Source organism: Actinomyces timonensis, from assembly GCF_040702965.1.
In the GTDB taxonomy this organism is placed as follows: Bacteria; Actinomycetota; Actinomycetes; order Actinomycetales; family Actinomycetaceae; genus Actinomyces; species Actinomyces timonensis_A.
The window spans coordinates 1,987,869-2,005,565 of sequence record NZ_CP159989.1; the positions used below are offsets into that span (position 1 = coordinate 1,987,869).

Annotated in this window: 10 protein-coding genes and 2 pseudogenes; 4 read left to right on the forward strand and 8 right to left on the reverse strand. The window is 72.4% G+C overall.

The features are described from left to right. Positions 1–76 precede the first annotated feature (76 nt). A complete protein-coding gene (gene malQ / locus ABXS69_RS08640; protein WP_366180275.1) occupies positions 77–2,263 on the reverse strand; it encodes a 4-alpha-glucanotransferase in 2,187 nt (728 codons plus the stop codon). A gap of 246 nt (positions 2,264–2,509) precedes the next feature. Then, positions 2,510–2,764 carry a glucose PTS transporter subunit EIIB gene (locus ABXS69_RS08645; RefSeq protein WP_159524166.1) on the reverse strand — a complete coding sequence of 85 codons (255 nt, stop codon included), beginning with the start codon at positions 2,762–2,764 and terminating at the stop codon, positions 2,510–2,512. 236 nt (positions 2,765–3,000) lie between these two features. On the opposite strand from ABXS69_RS08645, the pseudogene ptsP reads away from it, so the two are divergent. Both ptsP and ABXS69_RS08655 read left to right on the forward strand, forming a co-directional pair. Continuing rightward, positions 3,001–4,699, forward strand: a pseudogene (gene ptsP, locus ABXS69_RS08650) (phosphoenolpyruvate--protein phosphotransferase). After that, positions 4,696–5,650 (forward strand): annotated as a pseudogene (locus ABXS69_RS08655) (acyl-CoA thioesterase domain-containing protein). Before ptsP ends, ABXS69_RS08655 begins: the two co-directional pseudogenes overlap by 4 nt. 115 nt (positions 5,651–5,765) lie before the next feature. On the opposite strand, the gene ettA reads toward ABXS69_RS08655, so the two are convergent. The 4 genes from ettA to sucC form a co-directional block, all read right to left on the reverse strand. Further along, a complete protein-coding gene (gene ettA, locus ABXS69_RS08660) occupies positions 5,766–7,448 on the reverse strand; it encodes an energy-dependent translational throttle protein EttA (protein WP_366180276.1) in 1,683 nt (560 codons plus the stop codon). 191 nt (positions 7,449–7,639) lie between these two features. Continuing rightward, positions 7,640–9,616 (reverse strand): phosphoribosylglycinamide formyltransferase, encoded by a 1,977-nt coding sequence (gene purN, locus ABXS69_RS08665; RefSeq protein ID WP_366180277.1) that lies wholly within the window; start codon positions 9,614–9,616, stop codon positions 7,640–7,642. Then, a complete protein-coding gene (sucD, locus tag ABXS69_RS08670; RefSeq protein WP_366180278.1) occupies positions 9,613–10,551 on the reverse strand; it encodes a succinate--CoA ligase subunit alpha in 939 nt (312 codons plus the stop codon). Before sucD ends, purN begins: the two co-directional genes overlap by 4 nt. A gap of 3 nt (positions 10,552–10,554) precedes the next feature. Then, the gene (sucC, locus tag ABXS69_RS08675; protein ID WP_366180279.1) at positions 10,555–11,808 is read right to left on the reverse strand and encodes an ADP-forming succinate--CoA ligase subunit beta; all 1,254 of its coding nucleotides are present in this window, start codon (positions 11,806–11,808) and stop codon (positions 10,555–10,557) included. A 270-nt stretch (positions 11,809–12,078) separates the two neighbouring features. On the opposite strand from sucC, the gene ABXS69_RS08680 reads away from it, so the two are divergent. Next, complete coding sequence (locus tag ABXS69_RS08680; protein WP_366180280.1) at positions 12,079–14,481, forward strand: 6-phosphofructokinase; 2,403 nt, start codon at positions 12,079–12,081, stop codon at positions 14,479–14,481. A gap of 49 nt (positions 14,482–14,530) precedes the next feature. Continuing rightward, the gene (locus tag ABXS69_RS08685; RefSeq protein ID WP_366180281.1) at positions 14,531–15,826 is read left to right on the forward strand and encodes a chloride channel protein; all 1,296 of its coding nucleotides are present in this window, start codon (positions 14,531–14,533) and stop codon (positions 15,824–15,826) included. Positions 15,827–15,908: 82 nt separating this feature from the next. On the opposite strand, the gene ABXS69_RS08690 is transcribed toward ABXS69_RS08685, so the two are convergent. Then, a complete protein-coding gene (locus ABXS69_RS08690; protein ID WP_366180282.1) occupies positions 15,909–16,127 on the reverse strand; it encodes a hypothetical protein in 219 nt (72 codons plus the stop codon). A gap of 260 nt (positions 16,128–16,387) precedes the next feature. Further along, positions 16,388–17,683, reverse strand: coding sequence for an ATP-binding protein (locus ABXS69_RS08695; RefSeq protein WP_366180283.1), 1,296 nt, complete (start codon positions 17,681–17,683; stop codon positions 16,388–16,390). Positions 17,684–17,697 lie beyond the last annotated feature (14 nt).

The following is a 17,697-nucleotide window of genomic DNA, read 5'->3' on the forward strand; positions in this document are numbered from 1 at the left end:
CGGTCGGGGCCCCCAGGAACCAGCGGGGCGGGGTCCCGGGGCGTGCGGCCGGGGCCCCGCCCCGCGCTCACGGCGATCAGTCCCGGGGCGTGCGGCGCTGGCCCATCTCCTGGCGGATCGACTGGAAGAGGCTCGCCAACCGCGCGTTGCCCGGTAGGTCCTCGATGAGGACCGGCTCGCCCGAGCTGTCCGCCAGGGGGATCCTCCAATTCGGGTACTCCTGGTCCGTGCCCGGCTGGTTCTGCGTCCTGCGCTCGCCGACGCAGTCCACGAGGGCGACGCCGATGAGAGCCGAGGGAGTGCGCGCGATGTACCGGTGGAGGGCCTCGACGATCTCACGCTCGGAGGGGTTGGCGCCCAGCAGGCGGTGCTCGCGCAGGCGCTCGATCATCCGGTCGCGCTCCATGGCCGCCTCGGCGCGCACCTGCTCGACCGGGTCCGCCAGCAGGCCGAGGCGCTCGCGCAGGGCGACGTGCTCATCGGCGAGGTAGCCCGCGGTGGGCGGCAGGTCGTGAGTGTTGACGGTGGACAGCGCCAGGCGCCGGTAGTCCTGCGGCTGGAGCGGCCAGCCATCGCCCTGCTTCTCGAACCAGAGCACGGAGGTACCCAGCACTCCCCGGCCGGCGAGGTAGTCGCGGGCCCAGGGCTCCACTGTGCCCAGGTCCTCGCCGATGATGACGGCGCCGGCGCGGTAGGCCTCCAGGAGGACCACGCCGACCATCGCCTCGTGGTCGTAGCGCACGTAGGCGCCCGAGGCGGCGCCCATGCCCTTGGGGATCCACCACAGGCGGAACAGGCCGATGATGTGGTCGACGCGCAGCGCGCCGGCATGGCGCAGGACGGTGCGCACCATGTCCCGCAGTGGCTGGAAGGCGGTCTCGGCCAGGTAGACGGGGCTCCACGGCGGCTGGGACCAGTTCTGCCCCAGCTGGTTGTACATGTCCGGCGGGGCGCCCACCTCGATGCCGGGGGCGAAGGCCTCGGGCTCGGACCAGACGTCCGCCCCCCGGGCGTGGACGCCCACGGCCAGGTCGTCCATGATCCCCAGCGCCATGCCGGAGGCCTTGGCCTGCTCCTGGGCCCGCGCGAGCTGCTCGTCGACGATCCACTGGAGCCAGGCGTAGAAGTCGATGCGGTCGGTCAGGGCGCGGGCCTCCTCGGCCACGATGGCCGAGGAGGGGTCCTTGAGGCTCTCGGGCCAGCCAGCCATCTCACCGTGCTTCTCAGTGAGCGCGCACCACAGGGCGAAGCGCTCCAGGCCCTCGCCGGCCTCGGCGCGGAAGCGCTCGAAGTCCCGGCGCCGGGAGCGCGAGCGCCCGGCGGAGAAGACGACCTCGAGGGCGTCACGCTTGAGCTGCCAGATCGAGTCCCGGTTGATCGGGTCGACGGTGCGGTTGGTCGCGGCGAGCTCCTCCAGAGACCACTGGATGAGCGAGCGGCGCGGCCCGGAAAGCCGGGTCATCTCCGGGATGGCCTCGGGACGGATGTAGATCGGGTTGACGAAGCGCCGGGTGACCGGGAGGTAGGGCGACGGCGTCATCTCCCCTGAGGGCTCGGCCGCGTGCAGGGGGTTGATGAGCAGGAAGTCCGCGCCCTCGTCGCCGAAGAAGGAGGCGAGCTCGGTCAGGTCGTCCGCGTCCCCGATGCCCCAGGAGTCGGCCGAGCGCGCCGAGTAGAGCTGCGCCATGACGCCCCAGCCGCGCTCGCCCAGGCTCGCGGGGAGTTCGAGATGGTCCGGGGTCATGGCCAGCGCCGCTGTGGCGGTGGTGGCGGGGCGGTCCTCGACGGCCTCGATCTCAGCCACGAGGGTGTGCCAGCCCAGCGGCAGGTCCCCGGGGATGCGGAAGGAGGCGCGGCCTGTGAGGAGGCCGTCGACCTCCCGGGGGCGCTCCCAGTCCTCGGCCTGCTCCAACTCGACGGAGCCCCCGGACTCAAGCTCGACGCGCACGGTGACCGCGGCGCCGTCGGGGACGTGGAGGGCCACGGGGGCCTCCCATCCCTGGCGGCGCACGACGGTCGGGGGGAGGATGCGCCTCCAGGGGGCGAGCTCGGCGTCGGCCAGGGACGCCTCGATCTGGGCGTCGGTCGCGGCCGCGACACCGAGGGCGGCGAGGACCGCCACGAGGGTGGCGCGGCCGGGGGCGGCGCGATTGCCGTGGTAGTCCCAGTACTCGGTGGAGACGCCGTGCATCTCCGCGAGGCGCTTGAGGTCCTCGCCCGCGGGCTCGTCGGAGGCGATTCCAACGGGGGTCGACTCAGTCATGGGCAGTGCCGCCTGTTCTCGTGAGCGCTCTCACGCCGGGAGCGCTCGTGCGATGCCGTCGCGCTCGGGATGGATCGGGTACGGGCCCTCCCGCCGAGGTGACGTCATAGTCAGCCGCGGTCGTAGGAACAGGATGGGGTCCGCGTGTTGCTGCAAGCCTTGCACAGTCTGGGCCGGAGCGCCAAAGCCGCCCGTCGGCGAGTCGCGCCCGCAGGGCGGGACGAGGGGCGCCGAACGGGAGGGGCCTCAGAGCGACGCGATCTCGTCGGCGAGGGCGTCCGCCGTCGGACCGACGACGACCTGCACGACGGAGCCGGAGCGGACCACGCCGAAGGCGCCCGTGGCCCTCAGGGCCTCCTCATCGACCTTCCCCTGGTCGACGACCTCGACCCTGAGCCGGGTGATGCAGGGCTCGAGGACCATGATGTTGTCGCTGCCCCCGAGGCCCGCGACAATCCGCTCCGCTGTCGTGCTCATCGCTACTCCTTCACTCGCCTTCATGCGCGGCCCGCACTCCCTGAGCGAGAGTGATCCGACATCTATTATTCAGGCTCATCCGGCGCCGCCGCGCACGGCTCGCCATCATGTGTCTGCCATCACCACCATGGGAGCGCCGCCCCCCTCATGGGCGGAGTCGTGTGCCAATCGTGATCCACACTCCGGTTCCCCTCCCGAAAACGCCCCCGGGCGTGCACAATGGGCCCTACGACCGCCTCCATCACTGACGAGGAGAACTCATGGCGCTGTCCGACGCATCTCCCACTTCCCTGTCCGGTATCGGCGTGAGCCCCGGCCTCGTCGCCGGGCCTGTCGCCCGCATGGCGCCGGGCATCCCCAAGCCCGAGCTCGCCCTGGTCGACGCCTCCCGCGACCTCGACAAGGAGTGCGAGCGGATCGAGGCTGCGGCTCAGACCGTCAAGAAGGGCCTGGAGCTTCTCCGCCGCCCAGGCCAAGGGCGAGGGGCGCACCCTCCTGGAGACGACGGCGCAGATGGCCGCCGACCCCACCCTCACCTCCTCCGCGCAGGCCATGGTCCGCGAGCGCAGGCTCGTGCCCGAGCGGGCGGTCTGGGAGGCCGCCGGCACCCTCGCCTCGATGCTCGAGTCGCTCGGCGGCTACATGGCCGAGCGCACGCGCGATGTCGCCGACGTGCGCGACCGCATCGTCGCCGTCCTGACCGACTCCCCCATGCCCGGCATCCCGGTGCTGCCCGAGCCCTTCATCCTCGTGGCCGAGGACCTGGCGCCGGCGGACACCGCCCTGCTGGACCCGGAGAAGGTCGTCGCCTTCGTCACCTCCGAGGGCGGCCCCACCTCGCACACGGCGATCCTCGCCCGAGCCCTGGGCATGCCCGCCATCGTGGGCACCGGAGCCGAGGTCGTCGACCAGCTCCACGATGGGGACATCGTCCTGGTGGACGGCACGAAGGGCGTCATCACGCTCAACCCCGACGAGGCCGCGCTGCGCCGGGCCAAGGAGCTCGCCAGCCGGGTGCGCGTCTTCAACGGCGACGGCGCCACGAAGGACGGCCGGGAGGTCCAGCTGCTCGCCAACGTGGGCGACGCCGCCGGCGCCCGCAGCGCCGCCGAGGCCGGTGCCATGGGCGTGGGCCTGTTCCGCACGGAGTTCTGCTTCCTCGACCAGCCCGAGGAGCCCACCATCGAGGCGCAGGTGGAGGCCTACACCGGCGTCCTGGCCGCCTTCCCCGGCAAGAAGGTCGTCGTGCGGACCCTGGACGCGGGCGCCGACAAGCCCCTGCCCTTCCTCACCGACGCGACGGAGGCCAACCCCGCCCTCGGCGTGCGCGCCTACCGGACCACCCGCCGCGACCCCGACGTGCTGGAGCACCAGCTCGAGGCGCTGGCCAAGGCCGAGGCCGCCACGGACGCCAAGGTGTGGGTCATGGCCCCCATGATCTCCACCGCCGAGGAGGCCAAGGCCTTCACGGACAAGGCGCGCTCCTACGGCCTCAAGACGGCCGGCATGATGATCGAGGTCCCCTCGGCCGCCCTCATGGCGGACAAGCTCTTCGAGCACGCCGACTTCGCCTCGGTGGGCACCAATGACCTCACCCAGTACGTCATGGCGGCGGACCGCCTCCTGTCCTCCCTGGCGGATCTGTCCACCGCCTGGCAGCCGGCCGTGCTGAGGCTCATCAAGCAGGCCTGCGACGGCGCGGCCCCGCACGGGCGCCCGGTGGGCGTGTGCGGCGAGGCCGCGGCGGACCCGGCCCTGGCCACCGTCCTCGTGGGCCTCGGCGTGGCGAGCCTGTCGATGACCGCACGCGCCCTGGCGGACGTGGACGCCGTCATGAAGTCGGTGACCTTCGAGGAGTGCCAGGAGCTGGCGCGCCTCGCCATCGACTCGGCCACCGCCGAGGACGCGCGCGCGGCCGTGCGCGCCAAGCTGCCGGTCCTGGAGGAGCTCGGCCTGTGACGACGCCGTATCCCGTCCCCTCCGCCAGCGAGGAGCCACTCGGCTCCCTCACCCGCATCCTGGCACTGGCGGAGGGCGACGGGACCGACTCGTTCCTCGGCGACTCCCTCCCCCACCTCTCCGGGCGCATCTACGGCGGGCAGGTCATCGCCCAGGGCCTCATCGGCCGCCGCCACCCTTCCGGAGGCGGCCGATGAGGCCCTGGAACCGCGCCTTCCGCACTCGCTCCACGCGTACTTCATGCGGGGCGGAGACCCCAAGCGGCCCGTGGTCTACCGGGTGGAGCGGCTCCACGACGGGCGCTCCTTCTCCCAGCGCCGCACCACCGCCTTTCAGGCAGGCCGGGCGATCCTGGCCATGGTCGCCTCCTTCCAGATCGATCAGGAGGGCTCGCAGGCCCAGGTCGCCGCGCCGTCGGTCCCCGGTCCCGAGGAGCTGGTGAGCGCCCTGGAGATCTTCCGGACGCTCGACGACCCGGCGGCCAAGTTCCTCGGGCGCACCGCTTCCTTCGACATCCGCCATGTGGAGGGGAACATCTACCTCGGCCCGGGCGCCGAGGTCACCAACCGGCAGCGCCTCTGGCTGCGCTCGCGCGGACGCATCCCTGCCGAGGCCTCGCAGACGGTGCACCGGGCGCTGCTGACCTACGTGTGCGACCAGGTGATGCTGGAGCCGGCGCTGCGCAGCCAGGGGCTGAGCTGGCGCAGCGAGGGGATGAGCCTGGCCACGCTCGACCACGCCCAGTGGTTCCACCGGGATGTCGATGCCTCGGACTGGCTGCTGTTCGTCCAGGACTCCCCCACCTCGCAGGGCGGGCGCGCGGCGGCGCGGGCCGAGGTCTTCGACTCCGCCGGCCGCCTGGTCTCCACGATCGCCCAGGAGGGCATGATCCGCATGCCCACGGCTACCTCGCGCGGCAGCGGCGACTGGGCCGTCCGCTTCGACGCCTGAGCCTCGGACACCCGAGCAAGCTCGGCATCGCTCGGCTCAATCACCCGTATTCGGCCTACGGCCTCCAACACGCTCAATCGCCTCGGACACTCGAGCAAGCTCGGCGTCGCTCGGCTCAATCGCGTGTGAGCTTGCGGTAGGTGACTCGGTGGGGGCGGGCGGCCTCGGCGCCCAGGCGCGCGACCTTGTTCTCCTCGTAGGAGGCGAAGTTCCCCTCGAACCAGTACCACTTGGCCGGGTTCTCCGCGTCACCCTCCCAGGCGAGGATGTGGGTGGCGACGCGGTCGAGGAACCAGCGGTCGTGGGTGATGACGACGGCGCAGCCGGGGAACTCCAGCAGCGCGTTCTCCAGCGAGCCCAGGGTCTCGACGTCGAGGTCGTTCGTGGGCTCGTCCAGGAGGATGAGGTTGCCGCCCTGCTTGAGGGTCAGCGCCAGATTGAGGCGGTTGCGCTCGCCACCGGAGAGCACGCCCGCGGGCTTCTGCTGGTCCGCGCCCTTGAAGCCGAAGGAGGCGACGTACGCGCGGGACGGCATCTCCACGCCCCCGACCTGGATGTAGTCCAGTCCGTCGGAGACGACCTCCCAGAGGGTCTTGGACGGGTCGATGCCGGCACGGGACTGGTCCACGTAGGACAGCTTGACGGTCTGACCGATCTTGAGGCTGCCGCCGTCGAGCTCCTCCAGCCCCACGATGGTCTTGAACAGCGTGGTCTTGCCGACGCCGTTAGGACCCACGATGCCCACGATGCCGTTGCGCGGCAGGGTGAAGGACAGGTCGTCGATGAGGGTGCGGCCGTCGAAGCCCTTGCTCAGGTGGCTGGCCTCGAGGACCTGGTTGCCCAGGCGCGGGCCCGGCGGGATCTGGATCTCCTCGAAGTCGAGCTTGCGGGTGCGCTCGGCCTCGGCGGCCATCTCCTCGTAGCGGGCCAGGCGGGCCTTGGACTTGGCCTGGCGGCCCTTGGCGGAGGAGCGCACCCACTCCAGCTCCTCCTTGAGGCGCTTGGCGAGCTTGGCGTCCTTCTTGCCCTGGACCTCCAGGCGCTTCTCCTTGGTCTCCAGGTAGGTGGAGTAGTTGCCCTCGTAGGGGTAGAGGTGCCCGCGGTCGACCTCCGCGATCCACTGGGCGACGTGGTCGAGGAAGTAGCGGTCGTGGGTGACCGCGATGACGGCACCCTTGTAGGTGCTCAGGTGCTGCTCCAGCCACAGGACGGACTCGGCGTCGAGGTGGTTGGTGGGCTCGTCGAGGAGGAGCAGGTCGGGCGCCTCCAGGAGGAGCTTGCACAGGGCGACGCGGCGGCGCTCGCCACCGGAGAGGTGCTTGACCTCGGCGTCCGGCGGCGGGCAGCGCAGGGCGTCCATGGCCTGCTCGAGCTGGGAGTCGAGGTCCCAGGCGTTCGCGGCGTCGATCTCCGTCTGGAGCTTGCCCATCTCCTCCATGAGGGCGTCGAAGTCGGCGTCCGGGTCCGCCATCGCCGCAGAGATCTCGTTGAAGCGGTCGAGCTTGCCCTTGATCTCGGCCACACCCTCCTCGACGTTGCCCAGGACGGTCTTGTCCTCATTGAGGGGCGGCTCCTGCATGAGGATGCCGACGCTGTAGCCGGGGCTGAGCCGCGCCTCTCCGTTGGAGGGCTGGTCGATGCCCGCCATGATCTTGAGGATCGAGGACTTGCCGGCGCCGTTGGGGCCGACCATGCCGATCTTGGCGCCGGGGAGGAAGGCCATGGTGACGTCGTCGAGGATGACCTTGTCTCCATGGGCCTTGCGCGCCTTGATCATCTGATAGATGTACTCAGCCACTGTGCGGTGCGCCTTTCGTCGAATACGGGGAGGTCTGGTGGGCTCGCGCTCGGGACGGGCCCGCCGGTGGTCCTCCGGGGCCGACGACGCGCGCCGCGGCCCAGCCTAGAGCAGTCGCCGCCCATCGGCGACGACGCGGCGCATGAGCCCGCGCACGCGGAGCCCCCACGGGCCCGGCGGGGCCGGGCTCCTCAGCGCCCGGGGCCGACGAGCAGGTGGATCTGCTCGACGAGCTGAGGGGTCTCAGCGGCCTTGATGCGCTCGGTGAGCGCGGCCTCGTCGTCATCGGCCAGGACCGGGACCTCCACCTGGGCGATGATCTCCCCGGTGTCCACGCCGGCGTCGACCCAGAACAGGGTGGCGCCGGCCCGCGTGGCCCCGGCTGCCAGGGCGTCGCGCACGGCGTGGGCGCCCGGGAAGTCGGGCAGAAGCGAGGGGTGGGTGTTGAGGACGCGCCCGCCGAAGCGGGTGAGGAAGGCCTCCCCCAGCAGGCGCATGAACCCGGCGCAGACCACGAGGTCCGGGGCGTAGCCGCCCACCGAACGGGCCAGGGCCTCGTCCCAGGCGGCGCGGTCCGGGTGATCGGTCAGGGCCACGACCTCGGCGGGGATGCCCGCCGCGCGAGCGCGCTCCAGCCCCGCGCACTCCTTGTCCGCGACGACGCCGACGACCTCGGCGCCGTAGGCGGGGTCCTCACAGGCCTCGATGAGGGCGGCGAGGTTCGAGCCCGTCCCCGAGACGAGCACGACGAGGGCGGCGGGCCCAGCGCCCTCCTCCCCCGGGCCCCCGACGCCCTCGGGACTGAGGGCCGGGTCGGCCTGGAACCGGTCATCCGAAGCGCCCTCCGGCTCATCGTCCAGCAGATCTCCCGGGGCAGCGCCGTCGGCCTCCTGGGGGCTGCGGGCTCCAAGGGCGCCGTGAGCGGCGCGCCGCTCACGCAGGGCCTGGGCCGTGCTCCCGGCCGCCTGACTGGCCGCGCTCACGCCGCGCCGCGTCATCCGGTGGGTCCAGGGGTGGAGCATGACGGTGGCGGCGAGCAGCCCGAGGCCGACCTCGATCAGGCACAGGATGATGATGGAGGATGTCGTCGGGCCGGCGTGCGCCAAGCGCGCGGGCCCGATGGGACCGGTGGCGCCCAGGCACAGGACGGCCACCCCGGCGGTGAGGAGGAGAGCCCCACCGGCGGCGGCGGCGAGGGCCGGCCCGAGGCTCAGGGAGGCCAGCTCGCCCCGGTGGCGCCAGCCGATGGCGATCGCCCCCAGGACGATGAGGAAGGGCAGGAGGCGCGCGGGCCCCCAGGTGCCGACGGGGAGGGCGCCGAGGATCGGCAGGGACGGCACCGTGTCGGCGATGATCGCGCTGGGGGCGAAGAGAGTGCCGCTCCCCACGCTGAAGCCGGGGCCGAGCACCCAGGACATCGCCCAGATGAGCCCCGTGGGGACCCAGGCGGCCTGGAAGAGGACGAGTCCGGCCGAGGAGATGAGGCCGCCCCCGGCGATGGAGTCGTGGAGGAGCGAGATCCTCCCCGCCCCGGCGACGACGGCCGCCAGGAGGGCGACGAGGGACAGGCCGAGCAGTCCGATCGAGCAGTCGCGGGCCAGGCCCAGCGCGGGGCCCACCCAGTCGGGGCGCCCTCGCCACCAGCGCTCCAGGGCCGGGATGCCCCGCCCCTGGGAGTGGAGGCGGGCGCCGATGACGGCCGTCGCCAGGACCATGATGCCCGGCAGGGCCGGCCAGGCCCCGCCGCCGGGGGCGGACAGCAGCAGCAGGACAGCCCCGGTCAGGGCCGCGGAGGCGGCGGCCACGCCCCCGGCCGCAGGGCCGGAGAGGCGGGCCCGCCGGGCGGAGGAGCGCAGGAGCAGCGCCTGGAGGATGGTGACCCCCAGGAGCGGCAGGCCGAGGGCGCCGCTGGGGCCTCCGGCGTCACCGAGGCGCCCGCCCAGGCCCAGGGCCCACAGGCCCGTGCCCGTGCGGATCGTGGAGCCCAGGGTGAGAGCGGTGGCGGCGCTCATCGGGGCCGATGCCATCATGACGGCGGTGGTCGCGCCGACAACGAGGAACCAGGCCAGGAGGACGGCCTCGATCCCCGCGCGCAGCGCGAAGGGCCAGTCGTCGGGCGGGGCGGGGCGTCGGCGCGGCGTCGGCCGGCGGCGGGCGGGCGCGCTCACGCGCGCGCGCCCGCGAGATCGCGGTGGATGCGGCGCGCGAGCTCCGCGGTCTGGCTCGGGGTGCGGCCCACGGTGACCCCCACAGCTTCGAGGGCCTCCTTCTTGGCGGCGGCTGTGCCCGCGGAGCCGGAGACGATGGCGCCCGCGTGGCCCATGGTCCTGCCCTCGGGGGCGGTGAAGCCGGCGACGTAGGCGACCACCGGCTTGGTGACGCGCTCGGCGATGTAGGCGGCGGCGCGCTCCTCGGCGTCGCCCCCGATCTCGCCGATCATGACGATGAGCTCGGTGTCGGGGTCAGCCTCGAAGGCGGCGAGGGCATCGATGTGGGTGGTGCCGATGACAGGGTCGCCCCCGATGCCGATGCAGGTGGTGAAGCCGAGGTCGCGCAGCTCGTGCATGAGCTGGTAGGTGAGGGTCCCGGACTTGGAGACCAGTCCGATGGGGCCCGGGCCGGTGATGTCCGGCGGGGTGATGCCCGCGTTGGAGCGGCCGGGCGAGATGATGCCGGGGCAGTTGGGGCCGATGACGCGCGCCCCGTGGGCCGCGGCGTGGGCGCGGAAGGCGATCGCGTCGGCCACGGGGATGCCCTCGGTAATGACGACGATGAGGCGGATCCCGGCGTCGACCGCCTCGATGACGGCACCCTTGGCGAAGGCGGGGGGCACGAAGACCACGGAGACCTCGGCGCCTGTGGCGGCCCTGGCCTCGGCGACGCTGCCGTGGACGGGGACCTCCACGGCGCCGGTGGGCACGGCCCCGGCGCCCGGCCCGATGGGCTCGACGTCGAAGGCGACCGCGGTGCCCGCTTTGCGGGGGTTGACCCCGGCGACGACCCGCGTGCCGGCGCAGAGCATGCGGCGGGTGTGCTTGCGGCCCTCCGATCCGGTCATCCCCTGGACGATGACGCGGTCGGACTCGGTGAGGAAGACGCTCATGGCTCAGGCCTCCTGGGGGGTCGAGGCGGCGGGAGGGGAGGCGGGGGGAGGGGCCTGCCGCCCCTCCAGCTCGCCGTGCGCGGCCTGCTCGGCAATGGCGGTGACAGCGTCGGCGGCGCCGTCCATGGTCTCCACGATGGTGACGCCGGGCAGCCCCGCCTGCCGGAGGATGCGGCGGCCGAGCTCGGCGCTGTTGCCGTCCAGGCGCACCACGATGGGCTTGGCGGGGCCGGTGAGCGCCCCGTGGGCGGCCACGATGCCCTCGGCGACGGTGTCGCAGGACGTGATGCCCCCGAAGACGTTGACGAGAATGGCCCGCACCTGGGCGTCAGAGGCCACGATGCTCAACGCGTCGGCCATGGCCTTGGCGGAGGAGCCGCCACCCAGGTCGAGGAAATTGGCGGGGCGCATGCCCCCGTGCCTCTCCCCCGCCCCGGCGACGACGTCGAGCGTGGACATGACCAGGCCCGCGCCGTTGCCGAGGACCCCGACCTCGCCGCTCAGGCGCACGTAGTTCAGGCCGGCCTCCTTCGCGCGCGCCTCAAGGGGGTCCATGGAGGAGGCGTCGATGAGGCCCTCATGATCGGGGTGGCGGAAGCGGGCGTTGTCGTCGAGGGTGACTTTGCCGTCCAGGGCGATGATCCGCCCGTCGTCGGCCAGGACGAGGGGGTTGACCTCCACGAGGGTGGCGTCCTCGGCCACCAGCGCCTCCCAGAGGCGCTCGATGACCTCGGCGACGCCGTCGGCTCTCCGCCCGGGCTCGAAGCCCGCGGCAGACACGATCCGTCGCGCGGCCTCGGCGGTCAGGCCGGTCAGGGGGTCGATGGGGACGCGGGCCAGGGCCTCGGGGCGCTCGGCGGCGAGAGCCTCGATGTCCATGCCGCCCTCGCGCGAGCACATCGCCAGGTAACCGCGCTCGGCGCGGTCCAGGAGGATCGCGAAGTAGTACTCCTCGGCGATGTCGGTCCCCTCGGAGATGAGCACGGAGCGCACGGCGTGGCCCTTGATGTCCATGCCGAGGGTGCCGGCGGCGCGCTCAGCGGCCTCCTCGGCGCTGCGGGCGAGCTTGACACCACCGGCCTTGCCGCGTCCGCCGGTCTTGACCTGGGCCTTGACGACGAGCAGCCCGGCCCCGCCGTCGAGGAGGTCCTGGGCGGCCGCGCGCGCCTCCTCGGGGGTGGTGGCGATGATGCCGGGCAGGACGGGGACGCCATGGCGGCGGAAGAGGTCCCGGGCCTGGTACTCATAGAGGTCCATGAGGCGGTGTCCTTTCGCGCGGGTGTCGGCTCTCGTCAGGCACCGGCCGGCCCCGGGCCCACGTTGGCTCTGGTCCGAGGGTATCGCGGAGTGGGGCGCCGCGGTGGAGAATCGCGCGCGAGTCTTGGAGGGCCCGCGGGCACCCGCCCCGATGACGGGGACGCCGCGTCATCGGTGTGACGCAGGCCCCTCGTGCGGGACACAATAGGGGCCGACCGGACTGGACCGGACACGACCGGGTCGCAGCCGTACCGCATGAGAGGGAGTCCCATGACCGCCGCAGGCAACACCGCTCCGCACCCGCCGTCCACAGCCTCCCAGGAGCCGGTGATCGACGCCGCCGCCTCCCAGGCCTGCGATACGACCGATGGCGCGGCGCCCAGCGGCCCCACTGGGGAGCCGATCAGGGTCGGGGTGCTCACCTCGGGGGGCGACGCCCAGGGCATGAACGCCGCGGTGCGGGCCGCAGTGCGCGCGCTGCTGCGCCTGGGTGCCCAGCCCTACGCCGTCATGGAGGGATGGGCCGGGGCCGTCGCCGGCGGCGAGGGCATCCGCCCCTTGGAGTGGGACTCCGTGGGCGCGATCCTCCACCGGGGCGGGACGATCATCGGCACTGCCCGCTCCGCGGAGTTCCGCGAGCGCTCCGGGCAGCTCGACGCCGCCGCCAACCTCCTGGAGCACGGCATCGACCGGCTCATCGTCATCGGTGGGGACGGCTCTCTCACCGGCACCAACGAGTTCCGGGAGAACTGGCCGGGACTGGTGGCCGAGCTCGCCAAGACCGGGCGCATCACCGCCCAGACCGCCCAGGCGCACCCGGCGCTCATGGTGGCGGGGATCGTCGGCTCGATCGACAACGACCTCGTCGGCGCGGACATGACGATCGGCACCGACTCGGCCCTGCACCGCATCCTGGAGGCCATCGACGACATCTCCTCCACCGCCGCCTCCCACCAGCGCACCTTCGTGGTGGAGGTCATGGGCCGCCACTGCGGCTACCTGGCGCTCATGGCGGCGGTGGCCGGCGGCTGCGACTACGTGCTCGTCCCCGAGATCCCGCCGGCCGAGGGCTGGGAGGAGGACATGTGCGCCAAGCTCGCCAAGGGCCGGCGGGCCGGGCGGCGCGAGTCCATGGTCGTCGTCGCGGAGGGGGCCACTGACCGCTCCGGCAATCGGATCACGGCCGACGACGTCAAGCGGGTCCTGTCTGAGCGCCTCGGCGAGGACACCCGGGTGACGATCCTCGGGCACGTCCAGCGAGGCGGCAAGCCCAGCGCCTACGACCGCTGGATGTCCACCCTGCTGGGATGCCAGGCGGCGCGCGAGGTCCTTCAGGCCTCCCCGGAGACGGTGCCGGTGATCGTCGTCGAGCGGCATAACCGCATCCGCTCGGTCCCGATGATGGAGCAGGTCGAGGCGACGCGCGCGGTCAAGGACCTGGTGGCGGCCGGGGACTGGGAGGGCGCCGTGGCCGCCCGGGGGCGCAGCTTCGGCGAGATGCTGCGGATCTTCGAGACGATGTCCACTCCCCCCGAGCCCACCGCCGCCGGGGCCGCCCCCAGCAGGAGGGTGGCCATCATCCATGCTGGCGGGCTCGCTCCGGGGATGAACACGGCGGCCCGCGCCGCGGTCCGCCTCGGCCTGGACCACGGCTTCACCATGCTGGGCGTGGCGGGCGGTTTCCCGGGCCTGCTGGACGGCGAGGTGCGCGAGCTCAGCTGGGACGACGTCGAGGGCTGGGTCGGCGACGGCGGGGCCGAGCTCGGCACGCGCCGGGAGGTCCCCGAGGTCGAGCAGCTCTACGCCCTGGGCCGGGCCATCGAGAGGCATGAGATCGACGCCCTGCTCGTCATCGGCGGCTACAACGCCTACCTGGCCGCGCACCGCCTGGTCACGGAGAAGGGCCGCTACCCCGCGTTCCAGATCCCCATCCTGTGCGTCCCGGCGTCGATCGACAACAACCTGCCAGGCTCCGAGCTGTCGATCGGCACGGACACGGCGCTCAACGCGACGATCAGCGCCCTGGACTCGATCAAGCAATCGGCGGCGGCCTCGCACCGCTGCTTCGTGGCGGAGGTGATGGGCCGCAAGTGCGGGTACCTGTCCTTCATGAGCGGCCTGGCCACGGGCGCCGAGGGCGTCTACCTCCACGAGGTCGGCATCGGGCTGGCGCGCCTGGCGGAGGACTCCAGGCGGATGGTGGAGGCCTTCAAGAACGGCCGGAAGCTCCACCTGCTCATCCGCAATGAGCGGGCCAGCGAGTGCTACACCACGGATGTGCTGGCCAAGATCTTCACCGCCGAGGGCGTGGGCCTGTACGACGTGCGCAAGGCCGTCATCGGCCACCTCCAGCAGGGCGGGGACCCGACGGCCTTCGACCGCCTCATGGCCACCAAGCTCGTCGCGCACGCCCTGGGCCTGCTCGCCGACCAGCTCGAGAAGGGCACGGACCACTCCAGCTACGTGGGCCTGACCGGTGGGCGCATCACCCATCACCGCCTGGAGCGCATGGAGGATGACCTGGACATGGCCAACCGCCGTCCCCGCCACCAGTGGTGGCTGGGGATGCGCCCGGCCCTGGACCTCGTCTCCTCGGACCTCGGCCCGCTGCCCGTAACCGGCATCCCGGACTTCGGCGAGGCCGTGGACGCCGCGGCCACCGCCGAGGACTGAGGGCCGTCGGTCACCGGTCCGCGCGCTGGCTGGAACTATCCTCGGTGCGATGGTCCCCGCCCGCACCCCTCCCCCTGCGCCCGCGCGTCGCCCCGCCCTGCCGACGGCTGCCGGGCTGCTCTGCGCGCTGGTGCTGTCGGGCGTGGCGGCGGGCCTCATCGGCATCGCCATGGCCCACCTCCTCGAGGGCTTCGAGTGGCTGTTCTACGGAGTCGAGGAGGGCTCGCTGCCACAACGGGTGGCGGCCGCGCCCGCTTGGCGCCGTATCGCGGCGCCAGCCTTGGGCGGGGCCCTCGCGGGCGCCCTGTGGTGGTGGGAGCGCTCCACCGGCGGGGTGGTGAGCGTGGAGGAGGTGGTCGCCGACTCCGGCGCTCCCGGCCCCGGCTCGCCCTCGCGCCGCATGGGGGTGCTGCGCCCCTTCGGCGACGCCGTCCTGCAGGTCCTCACTGTCGGCGCGGGGAACTCGGTGGGGCGCGAGGGGGCCCCGCGGCTGGCGGCGGGGGCTCTCGCCCTGCGCCTGGCCACGATCCTGCGGGTCGACCGGGACTGGGTGCCGGTACTCGTCGCCTCCGCGGCGGGGGCGGGGCTGGCGGCCATGTACAACGCCCCGCTGGGCGGCGCGGCCTACGCCGTCGAGATCGTCATGCTGACCGGGATGCGGCGGCGCGGCGTGCTCCTCGCGGTGCCGCTGAGCGCTCTGGCGACGGCGGTCTCCTGGTGGGGCTCGGGCGGCCGGGCGAGCCTGGCGATGCCCGCCGCCCCGCTCACCGCGCAGGCCCTCCTGGCCTGCCTGCTGGCGGTCCCGGTGGCGGCGCTCCTCGGATGGCTGGCGGCGCGCGCCTGGGCGTGGTGCAAGGCGCACCGGCTGCCGGATTCCTGGGGCCTTCCCCTGGCGATCGGCGGCGCCGGCCTGGCGACGGGCGCGACCTCCCTGTGGCTGCCCGAGCTGCCCGGCAACGGCCGCGACGCCTTCCAGGGAGCGCTCGACTCGTCCGCCTCGGCGGCCGCGCTCGCGGCGCTTCTCGGCGTCGTCGTCCTCAAGCCGCTCCTCACCGGGGCGACGCTCGGGGCCGGCGCCACCGGAGGGCTGCTGGCGCCGTCCTTCGCCCTGGGGGCCAGCGGCGGGGCCGCGGTCGCCGTCGGGCTGGGCCTGGCGGGGATGTCCCCGAGCATCCCGGCGGCGGCCCTCATGGGCGCGGGGGTGACCCTCGCGGTCACGCAGCGCGCGCCCGTCTTCGGAGCGGTGTTCGTCTGGGAGATCACCCGGGGACCGGCCTGGATCCTGCCACCGCTCCTCGTGGCGTGCTGGGCCGCCTGCCGGATCACGCGGCCAAGTCCCTCCTGAGCCGCCCGGGGCCGGGCCCGTTCCCCACGGAATCGCTCATCCGGGGACAGGGCGAGCCCTGGCGAGGCGGGGGCGGCAGCGCTCAGGAGAACGCGGCGAGCCCCTTGTCCAACGTCCAAATACCGACCTCGCAGATGGACTTGCCGTTCCGTTCGCAGTACCGCTGGCGCTCCACGAGGATGCTGAGATCACCACCTCCCACGGTCTTGCTCCCCGCGAGGTCAATCCATGACGCCCCTGTTCCATCGCCCTTCAGGAAGGCCTTGAGAAAGGCGCCGTCCCACTGGACCTCGTCGAGCACCCATGGGGCCCTCCCCTCGACGACCATCTCGAGGACGCCCGCGAGTCGTTTCGCGGCCGCTCGCCGGTCGCCGCCGGCCTGGCAAATGTGATTGCCCGTCTCAACGACAGCAGTGATGGGAAGAAGGAAGAGGTGCCCGTCCTCCGTCCTCGCCTTGAGGGTGCTAAGGACATCGTCCCGCTCTTCCTGTCCCGATCAGCCCGGCACCTTGAGGATGTGGTCGAGGACGGATGTGTCGATGAACCAGATTCTCCGCCCCATCACATGGCTCCAACGAGTCGCAAGAAGTCCGAGTAGTCGGCCCCGTCATCCTCGGAAGGACCGGTGAGCAGCCCCTGGGACACCACGCGTCCGAGAGTTCCCCGCGCCATGGCGCGGTCGTAGCCGGGAAGGTCGGGCAGTCGCGTCACCTGCCCGTCATGGCAGACGAGCACATCTTCGGCATGGCGTCCCCCAATAGCGTCGAGGAGGGCGGGCGAGTGGGTGGTGATGATGACGGAGATCCCCGCCTGCGCGCCCGCTTCCTCGACAAGCTCGAGCAAACGGGCCGCGTGAGAGGGGTGCAGGCCGTTCTCGACCTCCTCGATGGCAACGACGCGGGCCGCGGGGGTCCGCCCGTCGTCGTCAGGCTCTTCCTGAGCGCTCTGCGGGAAGAGGAGGAGCGCGGTGGCGATGGCGATGAATCTCAAGAGCCCATCGCTCATCGACCTGGAACCTGTGCGAGCGGTCCCCGACTCCCTGAGCGCGAGCATGACTTCCCGACCGTCATCCGCGGTGATGAAGTCAAGCGCCTCAATAGGACAGCCCGCGACTTCCCGGGAAAGCGCCTCAAGCCTGCCGAACAGCGATGGGAGCTCAGATTTCATGAGACGCACGAGGGCCGACAGGTTGGCCATGTCCGGCTCGATCTCCCTGCGCCCCTGCGAGACATAGTCCTTCATGCTGCTCACATCCGCGTTCAGGATCACCGCGTTCCGCAGCGTCCGAAGAACGATGTCAACAGCTTCAGCGCTCCGAGGATCATCAGAAATAGTCTCGACACCGCGTGGGAAGAAGGACAGCATGGTAAAGGACCTCGGGATCTTGAAAGCCGGCAAAGGTCCGATCGCGACCGTCAGCTCCTCCTCATCATCGCCGGAGAGGGCCGTGAGCAACGGGGTCGAGTCCTGCTGGTCGCCGCCCCGGAGGTTGATCGTCTCGGCCACGACTCTTGGCTCTTCCTCCACCTCGACCTCGACGTCGTAGAGGTAGTCGACGGCGCCGGCCGCCCCGTTCACGCGAACCGTGCACCCGAGGGTGAACGAGCTCTCACCATGCGGCGCCAGGCCTCCCGACCCGCCTCGCACTGGCCCGCCCTCGCGGTGGCGGCCATCGAGGCTGTCCCGCAGGCGCTCCGGCGTGGCCAGGCGCGACAGGACGTCCAGCGCGTCAAGAACATTCGACTTGCCGCTGGAGTTCTTCCCCGTCAGCACGGTCATTCCATCCAGGGGCACAACAGCGTCCCGGAAGGACTTGAAGCAGGTGAGTCGCAGTTCGGTCAGACGCGCTGTCTTCATGCGCTCATGCTACG